Raw genomic sequence first — 23,228 nt, forward strand, 5'->3', positions numbered from 1 at the left:
ATCACTGATCCTCGCTGTCGCGTTGGACCGAATCGGAGGGTGAGCGGCCGAGGAACCGGTCGCGAGTCTCTGCCCAGACCGCGAGACATTCGGGATCGCGCGCCGCTACCTCTCCCATCTGTTGGCAGCGCCGCTGTTCCGCGCGCAGCGGATCGACAGAAGGCGCAAGCGCCCGCGCAGGAGCCTGTCGCACCGGCTCGTCCTCGCGCGTCATCTCGATCACCGTCGCCGTGATGGCGAAGGCGACGAAGACGATCGCTCCAATTCGCGCCAGATTCTTGCCTTCCATTTCTTCCCCCTTTCCGGCCGACCGGCGCGTTAGTTGTTGCCGTTGAACATCTGCGCATTGCCGGGCCGGTAGCCGCTGCCGGGCGTCAGAAAGCGTTCGCGCTGGACGCGACCCTGTTCGGCCGCGGCCGCACGTTCGGCGTCGGTCAGCGCCAGGGCGCGCCCATTGGCGGCAATGACGGCCGTCAGATCGGAGAGCTGCTGCGCCTGCAATGCGAGGAGCTGATTGCCGGCCTGGGTCGCCTGCAGGGCGCCCGTCGCTCCCTGGCTCTGATCGACCAGCGCGGACATCTGCGCGCGGTTGGCCTCGATGTTGCCGACGACGCCGGCCTGGACACGCATTGCGTCCTGCAGGCCGCCGACGGTGTTCTCCCAGCGCGAGCGCGCATCGGCGACGAGCTGCTGTTCCGAAGTGTTCAGATCGATGTTGCCGTAATTCTGCTGGAACGCCTGGTCGATCTGCTGGATGTCGAAGGCGATGTTCTGCGCCTGCTGGAGCAGGGACTGCGTTCTCCCCACCGCCTGCTGGAGTTGCTGCAACGAGGAATACGGCAGACTCGCGAGGTTTCGGGCCTGGTTGATGAGCATCTGCGCCTGGTTCTGCAACGCGGCGATCTGGTTGTTGATCTGCTCGAGCGCCCGCGCTGCCTGGAGGACGTTCTGGGCGTAGTTGGTGGGGTCGTAGACGATCCACGCCGCCGAGGCCGGCGGTGCAAGCACGATCGGCAGCACCGCGACCGGCGCGGCGATGAGCGCGGCGGCAAAGCGCACCGCGCGCGAATCGGATTTATGTGTTTTCATGGTCAGTCTCCAATGAAAGAACTCAAGGGGCAATTCGCTGACTTTTGCGAAGTATTCCTCGGGTTCGGTTGTGTTTTGACCGGCATCTTGGCCGATCGGCTAAATGCTCTTTCTCCGCTGAACGGGTTGCGTGCCGTCCTTCGGCTCTGAACCATTCTCCAATCCGTGACCCTGATGCCGCTTCGTCGGCTTCGGTCACATAGTGGCGTCCGGCTCCCGGCTTCCCATTCTCCTTTTGGAGCGCAGCCCGGCCTTGCCAGGCTCGCTAGACGACCATCAGGACAGCCGAGATATCGTCGACACGCCTTCCTCCCCGTCGGCGCCGCGACGCTCGTAAGGGCGCTGGTCGCGCAGGATCTGGAAAGCGATCGTCAAAAGCTTGCGCGCGATCCCAACACGCGCCTTGTTCGTTCCTCTTGATTTCAGGTGTTCATACTGAGCTCGAAGCTGCGGGTCCGTGGCGACGGCAGGGGCCACGGCCTCGACAAAGGCCCAGCGCAGCCACTTGTTGCCCTGCTTGACGAGCCTGCCGTGATAGGTCTTGCCACCCGAGGAGTAGGTCGAAGGAACCAGCCCCGCATAGGCGGCCAGCTTCTTGGCAGAGCGGAAGCGGCCGATGTCGTCGATCTCGGCGTCGATCAGCCGGGCGAAGAACTCCCCGATGCCGGGGATCGTCTTCAACAGCTTCACGTTGCCGTTGGTCTGCGTCATGGCCCGGATCGTGGCTTCCGACTGCCTGATCCGCACTTCGATGTCGCCGATAAAGGCGAGCCCGCGGTCGATCTGGATGCGGTCGGTCGGCGAGACATGGAGCGCGGCGAGCTGTTGACGCCCGGCCTTGCCGAACAGGTCGCCCAGCTTCCTCAACTGCGCGGTCTGTTCCGGGTAGCGGTCGAACACCGTCACGATCCGGTTCTTCACCATGGTGCGCAGCCGCACGTAGAACATCCGCTCGCGTAGCGCCACGCGCAGTTCGCGCGCCCCGTCGCTCGGCACCCAGGCCTCGGGAACCAGATCGGCCCGGAGCAGATGCGCCAGAACCGTCGCGTCGATCTTGTCGGTCTTGATCTTGGCGTCGGCAATCGCCTTCACTTTCAGGGGATGGGCAAGCACGACATCATCGCAGAACTCGTCCAGCCAGGCATACATCACCATCCAGTTGCGGGTCGCTTCGACGACGGCATGGGAATTGTCCCTGTAGCGCTCCAGAAACGCCGCCAGCGAATGCCGATCATTTTTCACCCGCCCCGAGCGCAGCGTCTTGCCGGCACTGTCCTGAGCAACAAGGTGGCTATAGGATTTGTGGTAATCCACGCCGATGTGATAATCATAAGGCACGGTCGCACTTCCTCCGTCATTGAGAGCTTCCAAACCCCAATACGGTACGCCGCAAGGCGCGAAGTGCGATCGTCCTTCAAGCGCCATCAACATCTTAGCGCTCCGTTCCTTCAGTGACGGTAGCCGCTTTCATGCCACCTCCTTTTCGGCTTGGGGGATTAGATTGCTGAGGTCGGGAATGAGGTCGGCGGCCCAGTCGACGCCGCGATGGCGCAGCCAGGCGTCGAGGAATTCGTCGCGACCATGTTCAGTAAGAATGCGGGCGATGGCGGCCTGATCGGTCTTGGCGGAGGTGGCGCAGAGCGCGAGCGCCACTTCGCTGAGCCCCAGCTCGAACAGCCGATTTCCGCGCCGCGACTGGCAATAGTAGTCGCGCTTGGGCGTCGCCCGGGCGAGGATCTCGATCTGGCGGTCGTTGAGGCCGAAGCGCCGGTAGATCGCGGTGATCTGCGGCTCGATCGCCCGCTCATTGGGCAGGAGCAAGCGCGTCTGGCAGCTCTCGATGATCGCGGGCGCAATGGGGGAGCCGTCGATGTCGCTGAGGCTCTGCGTGGCGAAGACGACACTGGCGTTCTTCTTCCTGAGCGTCTTCAGCCACTCGCGGAGCTGACCGGCAAAGCCTTCGTCGTCCAGCGCCAGCCATCCCTCGTCGATGATGATGAGCGTCGGCGACCCGTCGAGCCGGTCCTCGATGCGGTGAAAGAGGTAGGCGAGCACCGCCGGCGCCGCGCCGGTGCCGATCAGGCCCTCGGTCTCGAAGGCCTGCACGCTCGCTTCGCCGAGATGCTCGACTTCCGCGTCGAGCAGACGGCCATAGGCGCCGCCGACGCAATAGGGCCGCAGCGCCTGCTTGAGGTCGTTGGACTGAAGCAGCACGGCAAGGCCCGTGATCGTGCGTTCCTCGACGGGCGCCGAGGCGAGTGAGGTTAAGGCCGTCCAGAGATGTTCCTTCACCTCCGGTGTGATCCCGACGCCTTCACGCATGAGAATGGCCACGATCCAGTCGGCGGCCCAGGCGCGCTCGGCCGTCTCCTCGAGGCGGGAAAGCGGCTGCAGCGAGACGCTGTGTTCGTCGCCTTCGGTGAGACCGCCGCCGAGATCGTGCCAGTCGCCGCCCATGGCAAGTGCCGCGGCACGGATCGAGCCGCCGAAATCGAAGGCGAAGACCTGGGCGCCGGCATAGCGGCGGAACTGCAGCGCCATGAGCGCGAGAAGCACGGACTTACCCGCGCCGGTCGGACCGACGACGAGCGTATGCCCGACATCGCCGACGTGGAGGGAAAACCGGAACGGGGTCGAGCCTTCGGTCTTGCCGAACAGCAGTGGGGGCGCTGCAAAGTGCTCGTCCCGTTCCGGCCCCGCCCACACGGCACTCAGAGGGATCATGTGGGCGAGGTTGAGCGTCGAGATCGGTGGCTGGCGGACATTGGCGTAAACATGCCCGGGCAGCGAGCCGAGCCAGGCATCCACGGCGTTGATGGTTTCGGGCATCGCGGTGAAGTCGCGGCCTTGGATGACCTTCTCGACGAGGCGCAGTTTCTCGTCGGCGACGCGCGGGTCGGTATCCCACACCGTCACCGTCGCGGTGACATAGGCGACGCCGGCATAGTCGGCGCCGAGCTCCTGCAGGGCGAGATCGGCGTCGGCCGCCTTGTTCGACGCGTCGGTGTCGACCAGCACCGAGGCCTCGTTGGTCATCACCTCTTTCAGGATCGCGGCAATCGATTTGCGCTTGGCGAACCACTGACGCCGGATGCGGGTCACGAGCTTCGTCGCGTCCGTCTTGTCCATGAGGATGGCGCGGGTCGACCAGCGATAGGGAAAGGCCAGCCGGTTGAGCTCATCGAGCAGGCCGGGCGCGGTCGCCGTCGGAAAGCCCGTGACGGTCAGGACGCGCAGATGCTGGTCGCCGAGTCGCGGCTCGAGCCCACCGGTGAGCGGCTGATCGGCCAGCAGCGCGTCCAGATACATCGGCGTCTCGGGAACGCGGACACGGTTGCGCTTCGTAGAGACGCAGCCATGGAGATAGGTCAGCGTCTCGGCGTCATCGAGCCAGCGGCATTCGGGCATGAAGGCGTCGACAAGGCGGAGCACGCGGTCGGTGCGATCGGCGAAGCCGGTCAGAATCTCGTGCGGATCGACACCCTTGGTCTCGCGGCCCTCATAAAGCCAGCTCTCCGCGCGGGCGGCGTCCTCGGCCGGCGGCAGATAAGTGAAGGTGAGGAAATAGCTCGACTCGAAATGCGCGCCGGCCTCCTCGAAGCTTGCCTTGCGCTCGGCATCGACTAGCGCAGACGCGGCGTCAGGAAAGCGGCTGTCGGGATAGCTGTCTGACGGATGGCGCTGCGCCTCAACGGAGATCGCCCAGCCTGAGCCGAGACGGCGGAAGGCGTTGTTGAGGCGGCCCGCCACGGCGATCAGTTCCGCCGGGACCGCCGAATCCAGGTCCGGTCCCCGGAATCGCGCCGTGCGCTGGAAACTCCCGTCCTTGTTGAGGACGATCCCGCTGCCTACCAAGGCGACCCAAGGTAAATAGTCGGCGAGCCGGGTGTTGCGGTTGCGGTATTCGGCAAGGTTCATCATCGGCGCACCGTTGCGATCAGACTGAGAGATGCGCGGGAATGCGCAGATGGCGGCGGCCGACCTCCACGAATAGCGGATCGCGCTTGGCGGCCCAGACCGCCGCGAAATGGCCGATCGCCCAGATCGCGATGCCCGCGAGCCAAAGCCGCAGGCCGAGGCCAATTGCGCCGGCGAGCGTGCCGTTCATGATCGCGATGGCGCGTGGCGCACCGCCAAGCAGGATCGGCTCGGTCAGCGCCCGGTGGACCGGCACCGAAAATCCGAGCAGTTCGTCAGCGCCCGCCATCAGACCAGCGCCCCGCCGCCGAAGGAGAAAAAGGACAGGAAGAAGGAGCTCGCAGCAAAGGCGATCGACAGACCGAAGACGATCTGGATAAGCCGGCGGAAGCCGCCGGACGTGTCGCCGAAGGCAAGCGTCAGGCCGGTGATGATAATAATGATGACGGCGATGATCTTGGCGACCGGCCCCTCGATGGATTCGAGGATCGACTGAAGCGGAGCTTCCCAAGGCATGGAGGAGCCAGAGGCATGGGCGGGTGGCGCCATCATCAAGGCGATGACCGCGACAGAAGCCACCGCTCCGAGGCGGCGGAGGGCGTTACGCAAGGTCTGGGTCATGTGAGCGTTCCTTTGTGGCTTGGGTGGGAAGAGGTGCATGGGGAGCGCCGACCGCGGCCAAGACGCGGTAGTCACCATCGGGACCGAGGCCTTCGACCCGCGCGAGTTCTGAGAGATGACGGGCGGCCCCTCGTCCCGACAGCACCGCCACGAGATCGATCGTCTCCGCGATCAGCGCACGGGGCACGGTCACGACGGCTTCCTGGATGAGTTGTTCGAGGCGGCGCAGCGCGCCGAGCGCGGTGCCCGCATGGATCGTGCCGACGCCGCCCGGATGGCCGGTGCCCCAGGCCTTCAGAAGATCCAGTGCCTCGCTGCCGCGAACCTCGCCGATGGGGATACGGTCGGGACGCAGGCGCAGCGACGAACGGACCAGATCGGAGAGCGAGGCGACGCCATCCTTCGTCCGCATGGCGACGAGGTTGGGTGCGGCGCACTGCAGCTCGCGCGTGTCCTCGATGATGACGACGCGGTCGGAAGTCTTCGCGACCTCGGCCAGGAGAGCGTTGGTCAGCGTCGTCTTGCCTGTGGAGGTGCCGCCGGCGACGAGAATGTTGGCTCGGGCCGCGACGCCGCCCCGCAGGGCTGATGCCTGCTCCGCCGTGATGATCTCGGCGGCGACATAGTCGTCGAGGGTGAATACCGCCACGGCGGGCTTGCGGATCGCAAAGGCCGGGGCGGCAACCACCGGCGGCAGAAGGCCTTCGAACCTCTCCCCTGTCACGGGCAGTTCTGCGGAAACGCGTGGGCTTCCGGTATGGACCTCCGCGCCGACGTGGTGAGCGACAAGGCGGATGATGCGTTCTCCGTCGTCGGATGACAGGTATTCACCAGTATCGGACAGGCCCTCGGAGAGGCGATCAATCCAAAGCCGCCCATCCGGGTTCAGCATCACCTCGACGACGCCGGCGTCCTCCAGAAAGCGGGCAATCGCCGAACCGAGCGCGGTGCGTAGCATCCGCGCGCCGCGAGCGATCCCTTCCGAATTTTGATGCGAAGCCGCCATCTGATCCCCGATTTCCACGGGGACAAACAGGCGATCCCCATGCGGGGATGATTAAAAGAGCCTGATTTAGGGCTGATTCAACAGGTATTTAGCGTCATCGTAGCGTAGCGTGCAAATACAGGAAAACGGCGGGAATGAGTCCAGATCTACTGCGCGTGAATGCCAAAATAGAACTTCGTGGGCAGTGGATTCAGCCTAAGGACAGCCATGTCTTGTTTCGACCCCAAGGCGGTCGTTCGAGATGCATTCCTTCCAACCCGAAACCTGCCGTTCATTCAACCCTCTCCAGATGGAGGAACGGGGCCGATATAATCCCACAGATGCGATGGGCAGGATGTTTTTCAACATCCTCACCACTTTTGCTGAATTCGAGTCCGATCTGGTCTGCATGCACACCCGCGAAGGCATGGCCATTGCCCGCGCCAAAGGAAAACTGCGCGGCAAACAACCCAAGCTTTCGGACAAGCAACAGCGAGAATTGTGCCGCATGCACACAACCGGCGACCACTCCATCAGCGACCAGGCCGAGGTGTTCTCAGTATCCCGACCGACCGTCTACAGAACCCTGAACAGGCACCAGACCTGACCTTCGCGGCACGTTTCATGAACTGTTAGGATGCGGGACAGAGTTGCCGTTCACTTTCCGGGCCAGTCAGCGCACATCCCCGGCCCATCTTCGACAATGCAAAAGAGTTCTCGCCGATCTCATCCGTCATGGACGTCGGTCGCGTCGGTGGCATCAAGGATAGCATTTGCCATGTGGAGATCCTGGAGGGAAATGCCCGAGCTGTCGAAAACGGTGATCTCGTCGTCGTTCTGCCGGCCGGCGGCGGCTCCAGCCAGCACCGCGCCGATGGCGGTGAGCGGCGTGCCGGGCTCAGCATGCTGGAACTCGCCGATGCGGGCGGACTGGTCCGGCAGATCGCAGAAGAGCCGCGCGCGGGGGAAGAGGCTCGGTGGCAGTTCCTGCTTGCCTTGCGAATCCGATCCCATGGAGGAGACGTGCGTGCCCGGCCGAACCCAACCTGCGTCGAAGAGGGGCGCGGTGGCCGTGGTCGCCGTCACGACGATATCGGCGGCGCGGACCGCGGCTTCGGGCGCCGCGGTCTCAGCGGGCAAGCCCCTGGCGCGCAGCTTCTCGACGAAGGCTGCGGCGCGGGATGGGTCGCGGCCGACCACCAGCACGCGGGACAGGGCGCGGATGCGCGCGATCGCCTCGGCCTCGTATGCGGCCTGATGGCCCGTGCCGAACAGCGTCAGAACCTCGGCCTCGGGACGTGCCAGGGCGTCGGTGGCGACGGCATCGGCCGCGGCGGTGCGATAGCAATTAAGGGCCGAGCCCTCCACCAATGCGCCGATCCGGCCCGACGTCTGGTCGATCAGCAGAATGGTCGAGGCATGGCGCGGCAGGCCGCGGGCATCATTGGTTGGAAAATAGGCGCCAACCTTGAGCCCCGCGAGTTCTGCCCCCGCCGCCGACTTGATCGTGAACCGGTTCTGCGGATCGCTGGCATGGGCGATGACAACCGGAAAGCTCGCTGCGCCGGGGTCGACAGCCGCAATGAAGGCCTGCAGCACCGCATCGAAGGCGAGTTCGGGGGTGACGAGCGCGGAGGACTGCGCCTCGGTGATCAGGATCATCGACATCTCCTTACCAGCCGCCGAAGCGGCGCCAGGTCTTCATCGGTCCGCTCTCGGCGGGCAGCACATGGTATCGGTCATGCTGCGCGGCGGTCGCGCAGGCGTGGTTGGGCAGGATGCGCAGATGCGTCCCCAGGGGGATGTTCGGCAGCGGACCCTCGGCGCCGGGGCGCAACGAGACGATCCCGTGTTCCTGGTTGGCGCTGCTGACGATCAGATCGGGCATGAGGCGCCCGTCGGCATCGCAGATGAGCCCGTAGCCTTGGTCAACGTTCTGCCCAGCAGTACTCCGGTCGCAAGACATCGCCATCCAGCCGGCATCGATCATCACCCAGCCCTTGGCCGGCTGATGGCCGATGACCGTCGTCAGGACGGTGAGCGCGATATCGTCTAGGCCGCAGACTTCGATCCCCGCCATCACGAGGTCGAAGAACATGTATACCCCGGCGCGCAGTTCGGTGACACCCGACAGATCGCGCGCGGCATGGGCCGTCGGCGTCGATCCGACGCTGACGACCGGGCAGAACAGCCCTGCATCCCGCAATTCGTCCGCCGCCTTGACGGCCGCGCTGCGTTCACGCTCGGCGAACTCGGCATGGGCGGCGTCGCCGCGCACCGTGTAGCTTTCGCCCGCATGGGTCATCACGCCGCGCAGATTGTCGACTGCGTGCAAGATGCGCCCGATCTCGACCAGCGCTGGTTCGTCCGGAAGAAGCCCGCCGCGGTGGCCGTCGCTGTCGATCTCGATCAGTGCCGGCACGCCCGCCTCGGCGACGGCCCGCGCCTGCGCGGGACTGTCGAGGATCACGACCAGATCGCAGCCCTGCTCGCGCAGAACCTGCACGCGCGTCAGCTTCTGCGGGGCGATCCCCACTGCATAGAGGATGTCGGTGTGGCCCGCGGCATGGAACGCCTCGGCCTCGGCCAAGGTGGAGACGGTGATCGGCCCAGTCACGTCACCGCTCAGGCGCCGCGCAATCTCGGCTGACTTCGCCGTCTTCAGATGCGGCCTCAACGTGACGCCGAGGATCTTTGCGCGCTCCGCCAGTCGTTCGATGTTGCGCGTCATCCTGGCTTCGTCAAGCAGGAGAGCGGGTGTCTGCAGGTCTTGAAAGCTGGTCTGGCCGGACGGCATCGGGCGATCCTTTCGTTTGAATGACCACTTCATACCAACCAGGCGATTTAGAGTATATTCACGCAAAACGAATCTCGTATTAAGTTGCCGCTTAATGATCGACATCGCTGACCTTCGCTTCCTGACGGCGCTCTCCTCCGCGCCAAGTCTCGCGGCCGCGGCGCGCAGCCTGAGCGTGACACCGCCGGCGGTTTCGCAGCGGCTGGCCCAGATCGAGGACCGGCTGCACTTGCGACTGATCGAGCGCGGGCGCGGTCCGCTACGCCTCACGGCAGAAGGGGCGTTCCTTATCGAACGGTCCAGTGGCATTCTCGGCGAACTGGAGACGCTGGCGGATGAGATGGCCGCGCGTGCGGGACGGATCGAAGGACCGCTGCAGGTCATCGCCCCCTTCGGTTTCGGGCGGCTGCGCGTGGCGCCGATCCTCTCGCGTTTCGCCGGCGAGAACCCCGAGCTTAGCCCTTCGCTCGTCCTCAGCGAAGATCCTCTGGGAGCGATGCGGGCCGGACCGTGGGACGTGATGATCCATGTCGGACGATTGCCTGACCTGAGGATCATGCAGCGAAAGCTCGCAACGAACCGCCGATTTCTGGTGGCGGCGCCGAGTTATGCCGCGCGCTTCGGATTGCCTCAGGACCCCGGGGATATCGCGGGCCATCGGGTGGGCGTGGTGCGAGAGGACAGGGCCGACGCGACGCTCTGGCCGCTGACTGGCCCGGACGGCAGCGAGACGAGCCTACGCGTCCATCCCGTCTTTGCCTGCAATGACGGCGAGGTGGTCCGGGCATGGGCGCTCGACGGCTTCGGCATCGTGGAGCGATCCGAATGGAGCGTCTTTCAGGATTTGCGCGACGGCCGGCTGATCCGGATCCTGCCCGACTGGTCCCTGCCCGATGCCGATATCGTGGCGCTGCTGAACCCCCGCGCCGTCCGCGCGGCCCGGATCGACGCATTCGTGAACCGGCTTTCGGTCGAAATCCCTACAGCTGCCATTCCGCTGTCGTAAGCAACACCAGCAATGCGCACCCAATTGATCCCCTTCAAGCGCCGCCGCCATCCACACAATTCAGCAACCTATGGGGTGGCGGGTACTTCGCCCACTGCCAGGCCAGCTGTAGAACTGAGGCATGACGCCAGCGAATCCACCCACCAAGCATCACTTCATCCCGGCCTTCTACTTGCGCCGGTGGGAGAACAATACGACGGGCAAGCTGACCGAATATTCGAACCCTTATCAGCGCAAGATCGCCGTCAAGCCGGTGACGGCCGAGCGCACGGGCTACGAGGAGCGGCTCTACGAGCTCAAGGGTTATGAGCCCACGCTAGCGCAGCAGGTCGAAGAGACCTTCTTCAAGCCAGTCGACACCTGGGCGTCCAATTCACTGGACATGCTGGAGGCGCACGGCCACTACGCGCCGTGGGACAACCAAAGCCGGTCGGCATGGAGCCGGTTCATCCTGTCGCTACTCCTCCGCTGCCCGGAGGACATCGCCATGTTCCGGGAGTGGTGGCACGAAGACTTCAGCGCCACTGATGCCGAAGCAGAGGCACGTTACCAGGCGGTGCGCGAGCCTAGCGATCCGGAGACCTTCTCGGAGTACCTGGCTGGCCAGCCGCTGGCCAAAAAGGAACGCCACCAGTTCGACGTGTTTTACACGCTGGTCGACCACGAGAACGTGGGCTCGACGCTGAATGGAATGCACTGGCGGGTGCTGCAGACGGTGCCGCATGCTCCGACCCTGCTGACGTCCGATAGGCCGGTTATCCGCACTCCGCTCGGGGCCAAAGATGCGCATGTGGTGCTGCCGATCGGACCGCGGCAGATCTGGATCGGCGGCAGCGATGCCGACTTCCTTGAGCAGGTGCGTTTGGCTGATCCCGTCCGGCTGGTGAAGGAGGTCAATCGCCAGGTTGTGGAGGGAGCGAAGTGGTACGTCTGGGGAGCCGACGCGAGCCACCTCCGATTTGTCGAGAACCGCTTCGGCCGCAATCCGCAGCCGCGGCTCATGGAGAGCGTGGTGGCGCGGCGCCGGGCAGCGGTGGCTGCGAAGTAAACGGCAGTCATTTCCTGAACGCTGTCAGCCGCTACCGGTCCCTTCTGCCGAGCCTCCAGTCCGGTTTCTCGAATTGCCAGCGGAAGGCGGACAGACCGCTTCCCACCCCATTGTCGACATGGGACGTGCGGCAGACCTCTCGTCGCTAACTACGGCGAACTCGATCCGTCCGATCCTGCAACGTCCTCGGAAATCTCCTGGCGTAGCTTCGGTCCTTTTGCGAGACGACGCCCCAAGGCCGTGATGAATGCCTCATAACGCTCACCAGCCTTCGCGCGGGCGGCTTGGGCAGCCGGTTCAGGCAGGGCGGGCGTTGTCGCCAGCCAGAACCGAATGAAGATGGCTAGCGTCTCGACTGAGATCCCGACATCCCGCTCCAGACGGGTCATACGGCGGTCGAGCTGGTCGAGGCGCTTGGCGATCACGGCTTCGCGCCTTTCGGCATCGTCCGGCGACAGGAAGGAGGCGATCGCCGCCTCCGCGATCATGGACTGCGACTGCTCGCGACGGGCGGCATAGTCCGCCAACATCGTCATCACCTCCGGGTCGAGATAGACGGAGATCTGCGCTTTCTTTTTGCGACCGGGCATCGGCTAGAGTTCCAAGCCGTCTTTGGGGTCCATCGAGACCTGCCGCGCCACGCGTTGCATGACCCGGGTCATCCGGCTGTTGCGCGCGGTCTCCTCCTGATCGTCGTCGATGGGATCGATCTCGAACTCGTTCTCGAGCGTGGCTTTCTTGTCGACAGGTTTGGTACGGCTCAGCTCGGGCTGGCGCCGCCGCTCGGAATCGGTCGTGTCCTCCTCCTCGGCTGCGATACCGAGGGCGTTGACCGTCAGCCCTGGCTTCGCCGGCAGCGGCAGCGTGGTCCAGTCGTCGCCTCTGGCCTCAACTGATGCAATCTTGGACGGTGGCGGCAGGATGCGTTCGTGGAAACGCGGGTCCTCATAGTAACGGACCTTCTTTGCCCGGATTGGCGGCGCGCCGGCAACCATGACGATTTCGTCGGCCGGCGGAAGCTGCATGACCTCGCCGGGTGTGAGCAGCGGCCGCGCGGTCTCCTGTCGCGACACCATCAGGTGGCCGAGCCAGGGCGAGAGCCTGTGCCCAGCGTAGTTCTTCATCGCCCGCATTTCCGTCGCCGTGCCGAGGGCGTCTGATACCCGTTTGGCTGTGCGCTCGTCATTGGTGGCGAAACTCACTCGGACATGGCAGTTGTCGAGGATCGAATTGTTCGGCCCGTAGGCCTTCTCGATCTGGTTCAGCGACTGGGCGATCAGGAAGCTCTTGAGCCCGTAGCCAGCCATGAAGGCGAGCGCGCTTTCGAAGAAGTCGAGCCGTCCAAGCGCCGGGAACTCGTCGAGCATCAGCAGCAGGCGGTGTCGGCCGCCCTTCGCGTTCAGGTCCTCGGTGAGCCTCCGTCCGATCTGGTTGAGGATCAGGCGGATCAGCGGTTTGGTACGGTTGATGTCGGAAGGTGGCACCACAAGGTAGAGTGTCGTCGGGAATTTGCCGCCGACTATATCGATGATACGCCAGTCGCAGCGCCGGGTAATCTTGGCGACGACCGGGTCACGATAGAGGCCGAGAAAAGACATGGCGGTGGAGAGCACACCGGAGCGCTCATTGTCCGACTTGTTGAGCAGTTCGCGAGCGGCGCTTGCGATGACGGGGTGTGGACCGACTTCGCCGAGATGCGCCGTCTTCATCATGGCGGCAAGCGTCGATTCGATCGGGCGCCTCGGATCTGAAAGGAATGCGGCGACGCCGGCGAGTGTCTTATCGGCCTCAGCATAAAGCACATGGAGGATGGCGCCGACCAGCAATGCATGACTGGTCTTCTCCCAGTGATTGCGCTTCTCGAGCGAGCCTTCGGGATCGACGAGGATGTCGGCGATGTTCTGGACGTCTCGCACCTCCCACTCGCCGCGGCGAACCTCGAGCAACGGATTGTAGGCCGATGATTTCGGATTGGTCGGATCGAACAGCAGCACACGGCCGTGCCGGGCGCGAAAGCCTGCCGTGAGCTGCCAGTTCTCGCCCTTGATGTCATGGACGATGGCCGAGCCCGGCCAGGTCAGAAGCGAGGGGATGACGAGACCGACGCCCTTGCCCGAGCGGGTCGGCGCAAAACACAGGACATGCTCCGGCCCCTCATGGCGCAGATAGTCATTCCTGAGCTTGCCGAGAACGACGCCGTCGGGTCCGAGGAGGCCGGCGGCCTTGACCTCATCCGGTTTCGCCCACCGCGCCGATCCATAAGTGTCGACATTCTGCGCCTCGCGTGCGCGCCAGACGGACATGAGGATCGCCACCCCAATCGCAATGAAGCCGCCTGAGGCCGCGATGATCGCGCCCTCAATGAAGATCGGCGGTGCATAGGCATCGTAGAAGTACCACCACCAGAAGAAGGCCGGCGGATAGTAGATCGGCCAGCCGTCGATCTCGAACCACGGTTGGCCGAGCTGAGGCTGGAAGCCAAGGCGCCAAGCCGTCCACTGCGTCGCTGTCCAAGTGGTGGTCAGGACAATCGTGAAGACAGTGAAAATCTGACCCCAGAGAATTTTCGTACCTGACATGGCCTATATTCCGCGCAAATATCTGCACGCTGCGGGGCACGACCGCTAGCAGCAAGCCTGTTCGTATTCTGCTCGTAGGAACGGCGGGAGCCGGATAGACATCGGAGGGTTGCTGCTAGTCTAAGTCTAGGTTCTGTGGACAAAATGTTCAAACGTGATCTGCCAAGGGTCACTCTCCAAAGAGCGCTCTTCGCCAATCCAATGGAAGCTGTTTGCAGTGATCTCTGTGAATCGCCACCGCGCTTTCAGCCCGCGTGAATCCTCACCTAACTGAACAATGTCCTTGCCCTCTGCCCGCCCGATCTGGCGCGAGTAATCTTGGTTGAGCGGGTCACTCCAAATGATGTGCCAACCGCCGATCTCGGGATCGAAAACGCGTAGCGTCGTGCCATACATGGTGGATGGAGCAGGGCGCTTGGGCCTGATCCAGATGTCCTGAATCGCACGGCCTTCGAGTACCCAGTCGAAATGGATTTCCCCGGTCGAATTCTGTTTCGTGCCGTCATGGAGATGATGAATCGTCTCCATTTCCCAGCTTCCAATGAGCCACCCATAAAGCTCCATGTCCTTCGCGTATTCAGTTACCGGACCGTCGGATCCAAGAGCGGTGAGAAACGTAGAAATCGTCATAGTCCAAAACCTTCTGTTGCGCGGCATTTAGATAGAAAATATCACACAGTTTCCCTGACAGCCCTCTGTCAGGAGATGCGCGAAAAGACTTTTCAGCCCGGCCGCTCCGCCGCGGTGCTGTGCTTCATGGGCCATGCCTTGATGGAGAACCGGAGCGGCCTGGTCGTGCAGGCCGGCCTGACCCGAGCCGACGGCTATGCCGAACGCAGGGCGGCCTTGGACATGATCCATGAGCATGCCCCGGGGTCGACCCGGCAGCTGACCCTCGGCGCGGACAAGGGTTACGACAGCGCCGACTTCGTCCGCGACCTTCGGCAGGCCTGTGTCACACCCCACGTAGCCCGGAAGGCCCGCCACTCCGCCATCGACGGCCGCACCACCCGGCACGAGGGCTACGCGCTGTCCCAGAAGCACCGCAAGCGGATCGAGGAGCCCTTCGGCTGGGCCAAGTCCGTCGGCGGCATGGCCCAGACCGTCTACCGCGGCCTCGAAAGGGTTCGCTGCCGCTTCGTGCTGACGATGACCGCGAACAACCTCGCCCGGTTGCCCCGGCCGCTGGGTGCGTGACGACGAGAAAGCACATCAGGGAAGCCAGCCATCCGCGTTAAGGGACCTGACGCTGAACCTCCAAGACCGCGCAGACGGGAAACCGTTCCGATTCGGCGACTAATTCAGCAACCTGTTAAAACGTGTCAGCACCTGATTGGCGCGCCGATGGCGTAGTCTTCTCCCATCTGCTTACAGAAATAACGCTCGCCGCAACCCGGCGACAAAAAGATCGTCCCCGATGTCGGATCGGCGTCACCCCATTCGTCCTCGGGGATGATCGCAGTATATGATCGTCCTCCACGGGAGATCGATATGGAACCCTACCATATTGAGATACTCGATCCCTGGGAAGCTTGTAACGACGACCGGAAGAAGGAACGGGAACGATGAACATGCCATCGATCGTCTCGGCACAGGAGTGGAAGAACGCGCGCGAGAAGCTGCTCGTGGAAGAGAAGGAGTTCACCCGCGCCCGCGACGCAATGGCGGCCAAACGCCGGCGGATGCCGTGGATGGCCGTCGAGAAGGACTACCGGTTCGAAGGCCCGAACGGCCCGGCGAGTCTCCTCGACCTGTTCGAGGGACGCAGGCAGCTAATCGTCTATCGCTTCTTTTACGGGCCTGAGGTCACCTTCAGCGCGCAAGGGGATGCGTACCCGGAACGGGGCTGTGTCGGCTGCTCGTTCCTCGCCGATCAAGTCGCACATCCGGCGCATCTGAACGCTCGCGACACCACGCTCGCATTCGTCTCGCGCGCGCCTCAGGCCGAGATACAGGGCTTGAAGAAGCGGATGGGATGGACGGAGATCCCCTGGTACACGATCATGGACGACTTCGACACAGACTTCGATGTCCGCGAGTGGCACGGGACCAACGCCTTCATCCGAGAGGGCGAAGGGATCTTCCGCACCTACTTCGTCGACAGCCGCGGCGATGAGGCGATGGGGAGCACATGGAGCTACCTCGACATCAGCGCGCTGGGGCGCCAGGAGGAGTGGGAGGACTCGCCGGCCGGCTATCCGCAAACGCCCCCGTACCAGTGGTGGAACTATCACGACGCCTACGGCGAGAGGTAAGCAGATACCGAAGGTCGCCTGATTGTTGGGTGCGTGATGGCGTACGGCTATGATGGCGGCCGCCACCGGACGATTACGGCGGCGGCGTCAACATAAGCCAAGCCGTTAGACGAAGGAAATCTCAACAGATTGGCAAGCATACGCGACAGCCGACGCCTTAACATTGCAGGCTAGCGGAAGCTCGCGCAACGACCGCTGTCCACCCAACTTGGCCGCTTGTACCACCACGGTGAAGGTCTCGGTTTAGTTCGAAGCCGCTTTTTGCCAGTGCATTCAATTCAGCCCGCTCGATCAGAGGTCAGCGGCCCAGTCCCCGCTTGCGGCCGAAGCTCCAGTCGACGCCGCCGTCGCCGCGCGCCACACCTGAGACGTGGCGGCCAAGATGCTTTTCGAGCGAGGGCGTCCAGGGAACAAGCTGGAAGCCGAGACCATCGTCGATCATCGCGAAGCGGCCAGACGCGAGCGTAAACCGCTGGCGGTAGGCGCCGGCGACGTACTCGCCGTTGGTCGCACGCTGGAAGGGCTGGCCGGTCTGAGCCGCGAGCTTCTCGCCGAGTGTGTCCACTTCGCGCTGGCGGAGCCTATCGAGCAGATTGCGGCTGAAGACGATCCGCCGACCCTGCCGTTCGGCGTAACCCTTCTCGATCAAACGTTCAGCGCGGCGGTCCATAGCATCGCGGACCTCCGCGCCGAACCCGCTTTCGGACAGCGCCGCGGGGTCACGCGCGATGTTCTGCCGGTCGAGCCAGGTCGCCCCCGATGCGGTTACCTGCCGTTCGATGTCGAGATCGGAGCGCACGGCGAGGGCGACGCGGCGCTGCCCGCGTGAATCGTCATAGGCGCGCAGTTCGACGATCGAACCCGGCGCGCTGTCGCCGGCCGCATCGAGATCGGTAAGCTTGATGTGGTGGGACCGCCCGTCCACGCCGTCGACCACGGCATAGGCCGTGCCCTTCAGTTCGTCATCGAGCCCGCGCTCGACCAGACGCCCGACGATTGGCGTCTCGAGACTTTCGGCTGCCAGAACGTAGTCCGCCGATCCGCGTTCGATACCGCGCTCGGTCAGGGCGCGGTGCATGCGTTTGATGATGTCGCCGCGCGCGCCGAGTTCGCGCAGCGTGGTCTCGGTCTTGTCAGCGATCATCCATTGGCCGTGGCCGACTTGCTCGGCCAGGCCGAGCGTCTCCAGCTTGCGCAGCCGCCCCACCTTCAGCGCATGGAATTCGTCGGGCTGTTCACCCGGACGCGGCGCGAGGTCGATGACGCCGGTGCGCCGGCTGTCGCGAACGAGCTGGCGGTCGAGCTGTGTCCAGCGCTCGGAGGCGATCTGGTTCGCGAGGCTGCGCCGGATGTCGAGATCGGTGCGCGGACCGAGCTCCATCGTGATGAGATCGCGCGCCCGATCGCGCATGCCCTCCCTAATGTAATCGCGCGAGATGACGAGGTCCTGGCCGTCGTCGCGCACACCGCGCACGATCAGATGGACATGCGGGTGCTCGGTGTTCCAGTGATCGACGGCGACCCAGTCGAGACCCGAGCCGAGATCCTTCTCCATCTGGCCGATAAGATCACGGGTGAAGGATTTGAGGTCCGACATCTCCAGCGCGTCGTCCGGCGAGACGATGAAGCGGAAATGGTGGCGATCGTCCTCGCAGCGCTCGGCGAAAGCGCGGCCATCCGCCTCATTCTCTCCCGGCCCGAACAGTCGCGCCTTCTCGCCGTCGCGGGTCACCCCGTCGCGGCGCAGATAGTCGAGATGCGTGCCGAGCGGCGCGGCGCGCGCGAAATGGCGGACGACACGCGCCTTGATCACGGCGCCGCGTGAGCGCGCCGTGATGAGCCGATTGGCCTGGATGCTGGCGCGCTGGCCATGGCCGAAGCGCGAACGGTTGCCGGAAACCACGCGGCCGGAGCGCGACACGCCGCCGCCCGCCTTCTTCGCTGCCGCAATCGCCTGGGCGATGAACGGGCGCGCGGCCTGTGCACGCGTCGAGCGGATCCGGCCAGGACGGACGCGGAACTCGCGGTCATCGGCCATGGCGTCGCCCTGCAATGTGCGGAAAATGCAGAAAATCTGGCGGGTTGAACGGTCGGCGCACATTGCGCCAAGGCCGGGCAATGTGCGGGACGGGCCAGAAATCCCAAGAAAACCAACCGACCGACCAGCGCGCAATGTGCGCCCTTTTATCCTGCCATCGGTCGGTTGTGGGGCCTGCCGCTCCCACTCTCGTCCGCCATGATAGGCCAGAGCCCGACATCATCCGAAATGAGCTGGTGCACGTCATGGAGTGCCCCTCGTCGTGTTCTGTACGACGAACATCGCCTTCGGATCAGAAGGGTTCTCGACGTTATGTTGCACCGGCACGAAAGCAGAGCTGCGCGCCGATGGTTTGTCGGCGGTGCGGTCTGCGGCCGTCCGGCGGTCGTTCGAGCGCGGAACGAACAGGGGTGCTTCGCGCCAGTCTGGTGGCAGCGGCGGTGCGGCCGGGGCGTCCACCGACTGCGTTGCAACGCCCAACGCTGGCGCAAGCTGATCGACATAGGCGCGGGTTTCGGCGGGCAGCGGCCGACCTGTGGCGAGGTATTCGTCATAGCGATCAGGTCCCGCATTGTAGGCCGCCAGCATCGCCGGGATGGTGCCGTAACGGTCGTACATTTCGCGCAGGTAGGCCGCGCCGGCGAAGATGTTGTCGCGTGGATCGAAGGGATCCGAGCCGAGCCGATAGCGGGCGCGCAGATAATCCCAGGTGCCGGGCATGACCTGCATTAGCCCCATCGCGCCAGCATGTGAGACCGCGTGCGTATCGCCGGCGCTTTCGGCGTCCATGACGGCGACGATCCAGCCTTCAGGAATGTTGAAGCGCTGCGCCGCCTCCGCAATATACGTGGCGAAGGGATAATCGACCTCCTGCTGCATGGCGGGCACTGGCTGAGCGAATGCGCCGCCGCTCTTGATCAGGCCGAAGGACAGGCCGGAAAGGAGAAAGAGGGCAATGCGGCCGCAAGGGCCGCACTGCCGAAGTGCTGCGCATACGCGAACAACGGGCATCGATCAGTCCTGCTCGTCGCGCTTTTTCGCGCGGGTCCAGTGCAAGCCCCAGTCGCGTCCATCCTCGTCCGACTGAAACAGCCGGGCGCGGACCGGAACCGAAAAGGCGGGATCGTCGAGGACGACGGAGATGTAGGTGCCGGCCCGTTCGCCGGAGTGTTTCCAGCCCGCCCCGACCTCGGGGCCGTTCTCGTCGCCGAGATGAATCCGGTAGGCCGGCGCGTTCTCGCTGTCGACATTCTCGGCGGTGACGAAGGTAAGTTCGCAGTCGAAAGACAGCGAGCGGATGCGTCCGTTATAGCCATTTGGCGTGCGGGTGAACTGACCGATCTGGGGCATGATGAACTCCTTCTTGGTCGCGGTGGGATGGCAGGAAGGCACGCGTCGTCACCGCGTCGGCGCGCGCCAGACGAAGCGGCCATTGCCGTCCTCATCGGTGTAGAGAGGGATTGCCCGGCCGATGACGGTCGTGGCCGGAAGCGGGCCGAAATAGCGGCCGTCCAGACTGTCGGGGACTTGCCAGTTCATGAGGAAGATCTCGTCGGCCGCGACGACGCGGCAGCCGCTCCAGACCGGCAGCGGGCGCTCGCGCCGATCCCGGGCCAGCGCTTCGCCCATCGCGATTCCGTCGACCGTGATGGTGCGGCCGGTGCGGCAAACGCGTTGTCCTGGCAAGCCCAGGACGCGCTTCAGGATGGGCACGTCGCGGCCGATATAGCCGCGCGCGACCATGTAATCCTCGAGCGGCTCGGGCGGCATGACCGCGACCAGATCGGGTATTTCGAGGCGTTCGGCGGGTTCGATCCGGTAGAACCCGATGGGCGCGCTGGCCGACACGTTCCAGACGAGTATGAGCGATGTCGGAATGACGGCGGCCGCGGCGACACCCATCGCGGCGAAGTACGTCAGCATGACGTAGCCGAAACGGGTCATTGTTCGATCTCCCGCCGCTTGAGCCATGCCTGATGGCGCTCCTGGGTGTAGGGACGCGGCTCGTGGCCGGCGCTCATCCGGTGCGCCACGTGACGCCAGTGATCGGGGGCGGCATCGCACGGATCGACGCCGGCGGCTTCCACCGCGTCGATGTGCTGGAGCACCTTTTCGACCTTGGGCCAGCCTTCGATCTTGAGCAGGATTTCGCCGCCGGGGCGCACGAAAGGCAGCGTCTGATAGGCAGCGCCGGGCTCAATGGCGCGCACGATGTCGATGCGCGAAATGACCGTGCCGTAATCGTTGGCCGCCCATCGCACGAAGGCAAACACGACGCCGGGACGGAAGGAGACGACGCGCCGGCGGCGGTCGATGATCCTCTCGCCGGTCTCGCGGCCGAAGCGGATCCAATATTCGATCCGTTTCTCGATCCAGGTCAGTTCCACATGGGTGAGCGCATCGGGGTTGTCGGCGGACGGCATCGGGCCGCCGCCAACGCGGGGGGCCGCGGTGCCGGTCATGAGGGATCTCCTTCGTCTGTCGGGAATTCGCGCGCGAGCAGGACACGCAGCATGTCGGCGACGGTGACGCCGCGCTGGAACGCCGCGATCTTGATGCGGCCGCGCAGCTCGGGCGTGATGTCGATAGTCAGGCGTGCGGTGAACCCGGACGGCTTGCCGTCACGGGGAGCGGCATCGGCGGTCCTGATCCACTGCTCGGGATCGGCGGGTCGGGTGGCAAATGCGCGGCGGTTCGGACGACCGCTCATGGCGACGCCTTTCCGGCGACGATGCGGACGGTCTCGTCGGCCAGGGCAGTGATCTCGCGTGTGGCCGCTGCGGCATTGTCGATTTCCGAGACGAGGCGGCCGGTCTGCGCGGCGGCCGCGAAGACGATGCGCTGGCCGACGGTGGTGGAGAGAACCGGCGGATCGTGATCGGCCAGCGCCTCGGCCGTTTCGCGAGCGAGCACGGTGCGCGTTGCACACCGATTGAGAACGAAACGGGCGACGAGTTCGGGCCGATAGATCCGCGCCTCGTTGACGAGCGCCAGCATCTCGGCCGACGCCCAGCCATCGAGCGGCGACGGCTGCACGGGAATGAGAACGAGATCGGCGGCGAGCAAGGCCGAGCGCATCAATCCGGCGACGCGCGGCGGGCCGTCGATGACGACATGATCGGCGTCGCGTGCGAGGTCCGGCGCCTCGCGATGGAGCGTATCGCGTGCCAGGCCGACGACGCCGAAGCGGCGCGGTAGTCGTCCACGGGCGCGCTGCTCGGACCAGTCGAGGGCCGAGCCTTGCGGATCGGCGTCGATCAGCGCGACGCGATTCCCGCGCCGTGCCCATTCGCCGGCGAGATGCAGGGCGAGTGTCGTTTTACCGGTGCCGCCCTTCTGGTTGAGCAAGGCGACGATCATTGCTTGCCTCCCGAGCCATAGTCGAGAGGCAGAGGCGGTGTTCCTAAGGACGTCGCTGAAGCGTTCGTGCCACGCGCTTTCGAAGCGCCTGGCACAGGGTCTTGAGCGATGTTTTCCACATCGCGCGCGCCCTCTACAGAGTTAGATTCTTTGTTAGACTCTAAGTTACGGGCGCGATTTTCCGTTTTCTTCCCGCGCTTTAAATCAAATTTGGGTTCCCGATAGCACGAGCCTCGGGTTCCTGATGGCACGATAGTGCGGGTTCCCGATAGCACGACGCCATCCACAGGGTTCCCACTGGCCGGAACGGGCTCGAAGGCGAGCAGCGTCCGGCCGTTAGCCTCGACTTCAAGAAAGAGCGTGTAGCCCGGTAGCGGCTGGCGACGGATGATATGACGCAGTTCGAAGGCGAAGCGCTTGTAGGGCGAGAGGCTGCCGGATTTCTGGTGGAGGTGACGGAAGTCGAAGCGCCAGCCGCCGCGCTGGCGGCCGCCATGCTTACGCACCAGGCGATAGAGCCAGCGATCGAGCCCGCCGGTCAGGGCGAAATAGGCGCGGTCGATGGTCAGTACGAGCCCGTCGTCGAGCACGGCGCAATAGAACCAGTCCGGCACGATCAGTTCGATGCCGTCCGGTCGGCCTTGATAGTCAGTGCGCTCCTGCCATTCGTTGATCCAGGAGAATCGATGACGCCGGCCTTCGCTCGGCTGACGGATCGAGGTGGAAACGGTGGTGGACTGGAGACGGTCGAGCGCAGCCTTGAGACGCTGGTAGTCGCGCATCGACGTGCCGCGGCCGACGAAGGTCAGGATTTCATAGGGCGTCGCCGCCATAAGGCGCGACGTTCGAAACCCCCCGTCGCGGGCTTCGACGATCTGGCTTGCGGCCCAGATGAGGATGTCCGCATCCCAGATGGTCGCCATGCCGTGGTCCGGCACGGCCTCGACGCGGATCGAGACTCCGCCGGCGGTGAAATCGATCGGCGCGATGCGATGGGATTTGCACAAAGAGAAGAAGGGATAGGCCATGAGATCCTGCGCATCTCGTCGCGCGAAGTCGCCAGGGAGCGCCTGAAACAGATCAAGCTGTCCGCGCTCCGAGAGGGACCGACGCCGCGCCGTCATTCACGAAACCGCGCGCTCAGCGCGCGTGACGACCGGGTTGCGGAACGTCGGGGAGCGTCTGTGGCTTGGCAGGCAACACGTGCCCGCGCGGGTCGGAAGTGGACGTCACGGCGCCGCGCGCTGCCCAGGTTTGCAGGTCTTCGACAGCATAGACGACGCGACCGCCAAGCTTGCGATACGCCGGACCGGTTCCGTAAGTCCGGTGTTTCTCCAGCGTGCGGGCGGACAGGCTTAGGAATTCGGCGGCTTCCTTCGTGCGCAGGAAGCGCGGCGGAAGTGCGGCTTGATCATTTCGCATGGTTCGGGCCTCCGTGGGGTAGCCGGTGAGCGCTGCGGTTCAGCGGCGAATAGCGACCACGGTGGCGGAGAAGGATTGGCTCGGGGAGTGCGAAGGTGTCGAAAAAGATT

25 protein-coding genes and 1 pseudogene are annotated in these 23,228 nt (G+C 64.5%); 5 read left to right on the top strand and 21 right to left on the bottom strand.

Going from position 1 to position 23,228, the window contains the following annotated elements; genetic code table 11:
* Nucleotide 1 precedes the first annotated feature (1 nt).
* The 7 genes from trbK-alt to trbB form a co-directional block, all read right to left on the bottom strand.
* Complete coding sequence (gene trbK-alt, locus N5A92_RS14860; protein WP_260904120.1) at nucleotides 2-289, bottom strand: putative entry exclusion protein TrbK-alt; 288 nt, start codon at nucleotides 287-289, stop codon at nucleotides 2-4.
* A 29-nt stretch (nucleotides 290-318) separates the two neighbouring features.
* Nucleotides 319-1,089: a P-type conjugative transfer protein TrbJ gene (gene trbJ / locus N5A92_RS14865; protein ID WP_260904122.1), complete on the bottom strand. Its 771-nt coding sequence runs from the start codon at nucleotides 1,087-1,089 to the stop codon at nucleotides 319-321.
* Between the two features lie 276 nt (nucleotides 1,090-1,365).
* Entirely contained in the window at nucleotides 1,366-2,520 is a 1,155-nt protein-coding gene (locus N5A92_RS14870) for an IS110 family RNA-guided transposase (protein WP_260904126.1), read from the bottom strand.
* Nucleotides 2,521-2,556: 36 nt separating this feature from the next.
* Nucleotides 2,557-5,010, bottom strand: a complete 2,454-nt coding sequence (trbE, locus tag N5A92_RS14875; RefSeq protein WP_260904129.1) for a conjugal transfer protein TrbE — start codon at nucleotides 5,008-5,010, stop codon at nucleotides 2,557-2,559.
* A 16-nt stretch (nucleotides 5,011-5,026) separates the two neighbouring features.
* Complete coding sequence (locus N5A92_RS14880; RefSeq protein ID WP_260904130.1) at nucleotides 5,027-5,296, bottom strand: VirB3 family type IV secretion system protein; 270 nt, start codon at nucleotides 5,294-5,296, stop codon at nucleotides 5,027-5,029.
* Entirely contained in the window at nucleotides 5,296-5,628 is a 333-nt protein-coding gene (locus N5A92_RS14885) for a TrbC/VirB2 family type IV secretion system protein (protein ID WP_260904131.1), read from the bottom strand. The genes N5A92_RS14880 and N5A92_RS14885 overlap by 1 nt, the downstream gene beginning before the upstream one ends.
* Nucleotides 5,609-6,634, bottom strand: a complete 1,026-nt coding sequence (gene trbB / locus N5A92_RS14890; protein WP_260904132.1) for a P-type conjugative transfer ATPase TrbB — start codon at nucleotides 6,632-6,634, stop codon at nucleotides 5,609-5,611. The genes N5A92_RS14885 and trbB overlap by 20 nt, the downstream gene beginning before the upstream one ends.
* A 289-nt stretch (nucleotides 6,635-6,923) precedes the next feature.
* On the opposite strand from trbB, the gene N5A92_RS14895 reads away from it, so the two are divergent.
* Nucleotides 6,924-7,220 carry a recombinase family protein gene (locus N5A92_RS14895; RefSeq protein ID WP_260904694.1) on the top strand — a complete coding sequence of 99 codons (297 nt, stop codon included), beginning with the start codon at nucleotides 6,924-6,926 and terminating at the stop codon, nucleotides 7,218-7,220.
* A gap of 119 nt (nucleotides 7,221-7,339) precedes the next feature.
* On the opposite strand, the gene N5A92_RS14900 is transcribed toward N5A92_RS14895, so the two are convergent.
* Both N5A92_RS14900 and N5A92_RS14905 read right to left on the bottom strand, forming a co-directional pair.
* Entirely contained in the window at nucleotides 7,340-8,275 is a 936-nt protein-coding gene (locus N5A92_RS14900; RefSeq protein WP_260904134.1) for an ornithine cyclodeaminase family protein, read from the bottom strand.
* A 10-nt stretch (nucleotides 8,276-8,285) separates the two neighbouring features.
* Nucleotides 8,286-9,410, bottom strand: coding sequence for a DSD1 family PLP-dependent enzyme (locus tag N5A92_RS14905; protein ID WP_260904136.1), 1,125 nt, complete (start codon nucleotides 9,408-9,410; stop codon nucleotides 8,286-8,288).
* 94 nt (nucleotides 9,411-9,504) lie between these two features.
* On the opposite strand from N5A92_RS14905, the gene N5A92_RS14910 reads away from it, so the two are divergent.
* Both N5A92_RS14910 and N5A92_RS14915 read left to right on the top strand, forming a co-directional pair.
* Complete coding sequence (locus tag N5A92_RS14910) at nucleotides 9,505-10,416, top strand: LysR family transcriptional regulator (RefSeq protein WP_260904137.1); 912 nt, start codon at nucleotides 9,505-9,507, stop codon at nucleotides 10,414-10,416.
* Nucleotides 10,417-10,537: 121 nt separating this feature from the next.
* The gene (locus N5A92_RS14915) at nucleotides 10,538-11,464 is read left to right on the top strand and encodes a DUF4238 domain-containing protein (protein WP_260904138.1); all 927 of its coding nucleotides are present in this window, start codon (nucleotides 10,538-10,540) and stop codon (nucleotides 11,462-11,464) included.
* A gap of 149 nt (nucleotides 11,465-11,613) precedes the next feature.
* Here the strand turns inward: N5A92_RS14915 and N5A92_RS14920 are convergent, their stop codons facing one another.
* The 3 genes from N5A92_RS14920 to N5A92_RS14930 all read right to left on the bottom strand — a co-directional run bounded on the left by N5A92_RS14920 (nucleotide 11,614) and on the right by N5A92_RS14930 (nucleotide 14,673).
* The gene (locus N5A92_RS14920) at nucleotides 11,614-12,054 is read right to left on the bottom strand and encodes a CopG family transcriptional regulator (protein WP_260904140.1); all 441 of its coding nucleotides are present in this window, start codon (nucleotides 12,052-12,054) and stop codon (nucleotides 11,614-11,616) included.
* 3 nt (nucleotides 12,055-12,057) lie between these two features.
* Nucleotides 12,058-14,043 (bottom strand): conjugal transfer protein TraG, encoded by a 1,986-nt coding sequence (locus N5A92_RS14925; RefSeq protein ID WP_260904142.1) that lies wholly within the window; start codon nucleotides 14,041-14,043, stop codon nucleotides 12,058-12,060.
* A gap of 126 nt (nucleotides 14,044-14,169) precedes the next feature.
* Nucleotides 14,170-14,673, bottom strand: coding sequence for a hypothetical protein (locus tag N5A92_RS14930; protein WP_260904143.1), 504 nt, complete (start codon nucleotides 14,671-14,673; stop codon nucleotides 14,170-14,172).
* Between the two features lie 105 nt (nucleotides 14,674-14,778).
* On the opposite strand from N5A92_RS14930, the pseudogene N5A92_RS14935 reads away from it, so the two are divergent.
* Both N5A92_RS14935 and N5A92_RS14940 read left to right on the top strand, forming a co-directional pair.
* Nucleotides 14,779-15,240 (top strand): annotated as a pseudogene (locus N5A92_RS14935) (transposase); the annotation flags it as partial.
* A 368-nt stretch (nucleotides 15,241-15,608) separates the two neighbouring features.
* The gene (locus tag N5A92_RS14940; RefSeq protein WP_260904144.1) at nucleotides 15,609-16,298 is read left to right on the top strand and encodes a DUF899 domain-containing protein; all 690 of its coding nucleotides are present in this window, start codon (nucleotides 15,609-15,611) and stop codon (nucleotides 16,296-16,298) included.
* A 298-nt stretch (nucleotides 16,299-16,596) separates the two neighbouring features.
* Here the strand turns inward: N5A92_RS14940 and N5A92_RS14945 are convergent, their stop codons facing one another.
* From N5A92_RS14945 to N5A92_RS14985, 9 genes are all read right to left on the bottom strand, one after another.
* Nucleotides 16,597-18,336 carry a relaxase/mobilization nuclease domain-containing protein gene (locus N5A92_RS14945; RefSeq protein ID WP_260904145.1) on the bottom strand — a complete coding sequence of 580 codons (1,740 nt, stop codon included), beginning with the start codon at nucleotides 18,334-18,336 and terminating at the stop codon, nucleotides 16,597-16,599.
* 243 nt (nucleotides 18,337-18,579) lie between these two features.
* Entirely contained in the window at nucleotides 18,580-19,347 is a 768-nt protein-coding gene (locus N5A92_RS14950; protein ID WP_260904146.1) for a lytic transglycosylase domain-containing protein, read from the bottom strand.
* Between the two features lie 3 nt (nucleotides 19,348-19,350).
* A complete protein-coding gene (locus N5A92_RS14955) occupies nucleotides 19,351-19,686 on the bottom strand; it encodes a DUF736 domain-containing protein (protein WP_260904147.1) in 336 nt (111 codons plus the stop codon).
* Nucleotides 19,687-19,734: 48 nt separating this feature from the next.
* The gene (locus tag N5A92_RS14960) at nucleotides 19,735-20,280 is read right to left on the bottom strand and encodes a S26 family signal peptidase (RefSeq protein WP_260904149.1); all 546 of its coding nucleotides are present in this window, start codon (nucleotides 20,278-20,280) and stop codon (nucleotides 19,735-19,737) included.
* Nucleotides 20,277-20,798: a DUF2840 domain-containing protein gene (locus N5A92_RS14965; protein WP_260904150.1), complete on the bottom strand. Its 522-nt coding sequence runs from the start codon at nucleotides 20,796-20,798 to the stop codon at nucleotides 20,277-20,279. The genes N5A92_RS14960 and N5A92_RS14965 overlap by 4 nt, the downstream gene beginning before the upstream one ends.
* Nucleotides 20,795-21,046: a ribbon-helix-helix protein gene (locus tag N5A92_RS14970; RefSeq protein WP_260904152.1), complete on the bottom strand. Its 252-nt coding sequence runs from the start codon at nucleotides 21,044-21,046 to the stop codon at nucleotides 20,795-20,797. The genes N5A92_RS14965 and N5A92_RS14970 overlap by 4 nt, the downstream gene beginning before the upstream one ends.
* Complete coding sequence (gene parA, locus N5A92_RS14975; RefSeq protein WP_260904155.1) at nucleotides 21,043-21,696, bottom strand: ParA family partition ATPase; 654 nt, start codon at nucleotides 21,694-21,696, stop codon at nucleotides 21,043-21,045. Before parA ends, N5A92_RS14970 begins: the two co-directional genes overlap by 4 nt.
* On the bottom strand, nucleotides 21,693-22,820 hold the full coding sequence (locus N5A92_RS14980; RefSeq protein WP_260904158.1) for a replication initiator protein A: 1,128 nt from the start codon (nucleotides 22,818-22,820) through the stop codon (nucleotides 21,693-21,695). The genes parA and N5A92_RS14980 overlap by 4 nt, the downstream gene beginning before the upstream one ends.
* A 16-nt stretch (nucleotides 22,821-22,836) precedes the next feature.
* A complete protein-coding gene (locus N5A92_RS14985; protein WP_260904160.1) occupies nucleotides 22,837-23,118 on the bottom strand; it encodes a helix-turn-helix transcriptional regulator in 282 nt (93 codons plus the stop codon).
* Between the last annotated feature and the right edge of the window lie 110 nt (nucleotides 23,119-23,228).

The sequence above is a fragment of the Chelativorans salis genome, from assembly GCF_025336525.1.
GTDB lineage: Bacteria > Pseudomonadota > Alphaproteobacteria > Rhizobiales > Rhizobiaceae > Chelativorans > Chelativorans salis.

What these genes read in the sequence shown, in the direction of transcription:
- N5A92_RS14880 (WP_260904130.1), bottom strand. Translation starts at nt 5,296, where the DNA reads ATGGCGGGCGCTGACGAACTGCTCGGATTTTCGGTGCCGGTCCACCGG.
- N5A92_RS14930 (WP_260904143.1), bottom strand. Translation starts at nt 14,673, where the DNA reads ATGACGATTTCTACGTTTCTCACCGCTCTTGGATCCGACGGTCCGGTA.
- N5A92_RS14885 (WP_260904131.1), bottom strand. Translation starts at nt 5,628, where the DNA reads ATGACCCAGACCTTGCGTAACGCCCTCCGCCGCCTCGGAGCGGTGGCT.
- parA (WP_260904155.1), bottom strand. Translation starts at nt 21,696, where the DNA reads ATGATCGTCGCCTTGCTCAACCAGAAGGGCGGCACCGGTAAAACGACA.
- trbK-alt (WP_260904120.1), bottom strand. Translation starts at nt 289, where the DNA reads ATGGAAGGCAAGAATCTGGCGCGAATTGGAGCGATCGTCTTCGTCGCC.
- N5A92_RS14910 (WP_260904137.1), top strand. Translation starts at nt 9,505, where the DNA reads ATGATCGACATCGCTGACCTTCGCTTCCTGACGGCGCTCTCCTCCGCG.
- N5A92_RS14900 (WP_260904134.1), bottom strand. Translation starts at nt 8,275, where the DNA reads ATGATCCTGATCACCGAGGCGCAGTCCTCCGCGCTCGTCACCCCCGAA.
- N5A92_RS14960 (WP_260904149.1), bottom strand. Translation starts at nt 20,280, where the DNA reads ATGACCCGTTTCGGCTACGTCATGCTGACGTACTTCGCCGCGATGGGT.
- N5A92_RS14925 (WP_260904142.1), bottom strand. Translation starts at nt 14,043, where the DNA reads ATGTCAGGTACGAAAATTCTCTGGGGTCAGATTTTCACTGTCTTCACG.
- N5A92_RS14950 (WP_260904146.1), bottom strand. Translation starts at nt 19,347, where the DNA reads ATGCCCGTTGTTCGCGTATGCGCAGCACTTCGGCAGTGCGGCCCTTGC.
- trbB (WP_260904132.1), bottom strand. Translation starts at nt 6,634, where the DNA reads ATGGCGGCTTCGCATCAAAATTCGGAAGGGATCGCTCGCGGCGCGCGG.
- N5A92_RS14945 (WP_260904145.1), bottom strand. Translation starts at nt 18,336, where the DNA reads ATGGCCGATGACCGCGAGTTCCGCGTCCGTCCTGGCCGGATCCGCTCG.
- N5A92_RS14905 (WP_260904136.1), bottom strand. Translation starts at nt 9,410, where the DNA reads ATGCCGTCCGGCCAGACCAGCTTTCAAGACCTGCAGACACCCGCTCTC.
- N5A92_RS14970 (WP_260904152.1), bottom strand. Translation starts at nt 21,046, where the DNA reads ATGAGCGGTCGTCCGAACCGCCGCGCATTTGCCACCCGACCCGCCGAT.
- N5A92_RS14980 (WP_260904158.1), bottom strand. Translation starts at nt 22,820, where the DNA reads ATGACGGCGCGGCGTCGGTCCCTCTCGGAGCGCGGACAGCTTGATCTG.
- N5A92_RS14895 (WP_260904694.1), top strand. Translation starts at nt 6,924, where the DNA reads ATGGAGGAACGGGGCCGATATAATCCCACAGATGCGATGGGCAGGATG.
- N5A92_RS14965 (WP_260904150.1), bottom strand. Translation starts at nt 20,798, where the DNA reads ATGACCGGCACCGCGGCCCCCCGCGTTGGCGGCGGCCCGATGCCGTCC.
- N5A92_RS14985 (WP_260904160.1), bottom strand. Translation starts at nt 23,118, where the DNA reads ATGCGAAATGATCAAGCCGCACTTCCGCCGCGCTTCCTGCGCACGAAG.
- trbE (WP_260904129.1), bottom strand. Translation starts at nt 5,010, where the DNA reads ATGATGAACCTTGCCGAATACCGCAACCGCAACACCCGGCTCGCCGAC.
- N5A92_RS14920 (WP_260904140.1), bottom strand. Translation starts at nt 12,054, where the DNA reads ATGCCCGGTCGCAAAAAGAAAGCGCAGATCTCCGTCTATCTCGACCCG.
- N5A92_RS14915 (WP_260904138.1), top strand. Translation starts at nt 10,538, where the DNA reads ATGACGCCAGCGAATCCACCCACCAAGCATCACTTCATCCCGGCCTTC.
- N5A92_RS14870 (WP_260904126.1), bottom strand. Translation starts at nt 2,520, where the DNA reads ATGTTGATGGCGCTTGAAGGACGATCGCACTTCGCGCCTTGCGGCGTA.
- N5A92_RS14955 (WP_260904147.1), bottom strand. Translation starts at nt 19,686, where the DNA reads ATGCCCCAGATCGGTCAGTTCACCCGCACGCCAAATGGCTATAACGGA.
- trbJ (WP_260904122.1), bottom strand. Translation starts at nt 1,089, where the DNA reads ATGAAAACACATAAATCCGATTCGCGCGCGGTGCGCTTTGCCGCCGCG.
- N5A92_RS14940 (WP_260904144.1), top strand. Translation starts at nt 15,609, where the DNA reads ATGAACATGCCATCGATCGTCTCGGCACAGGAGTGGAAGAACGCGCGC.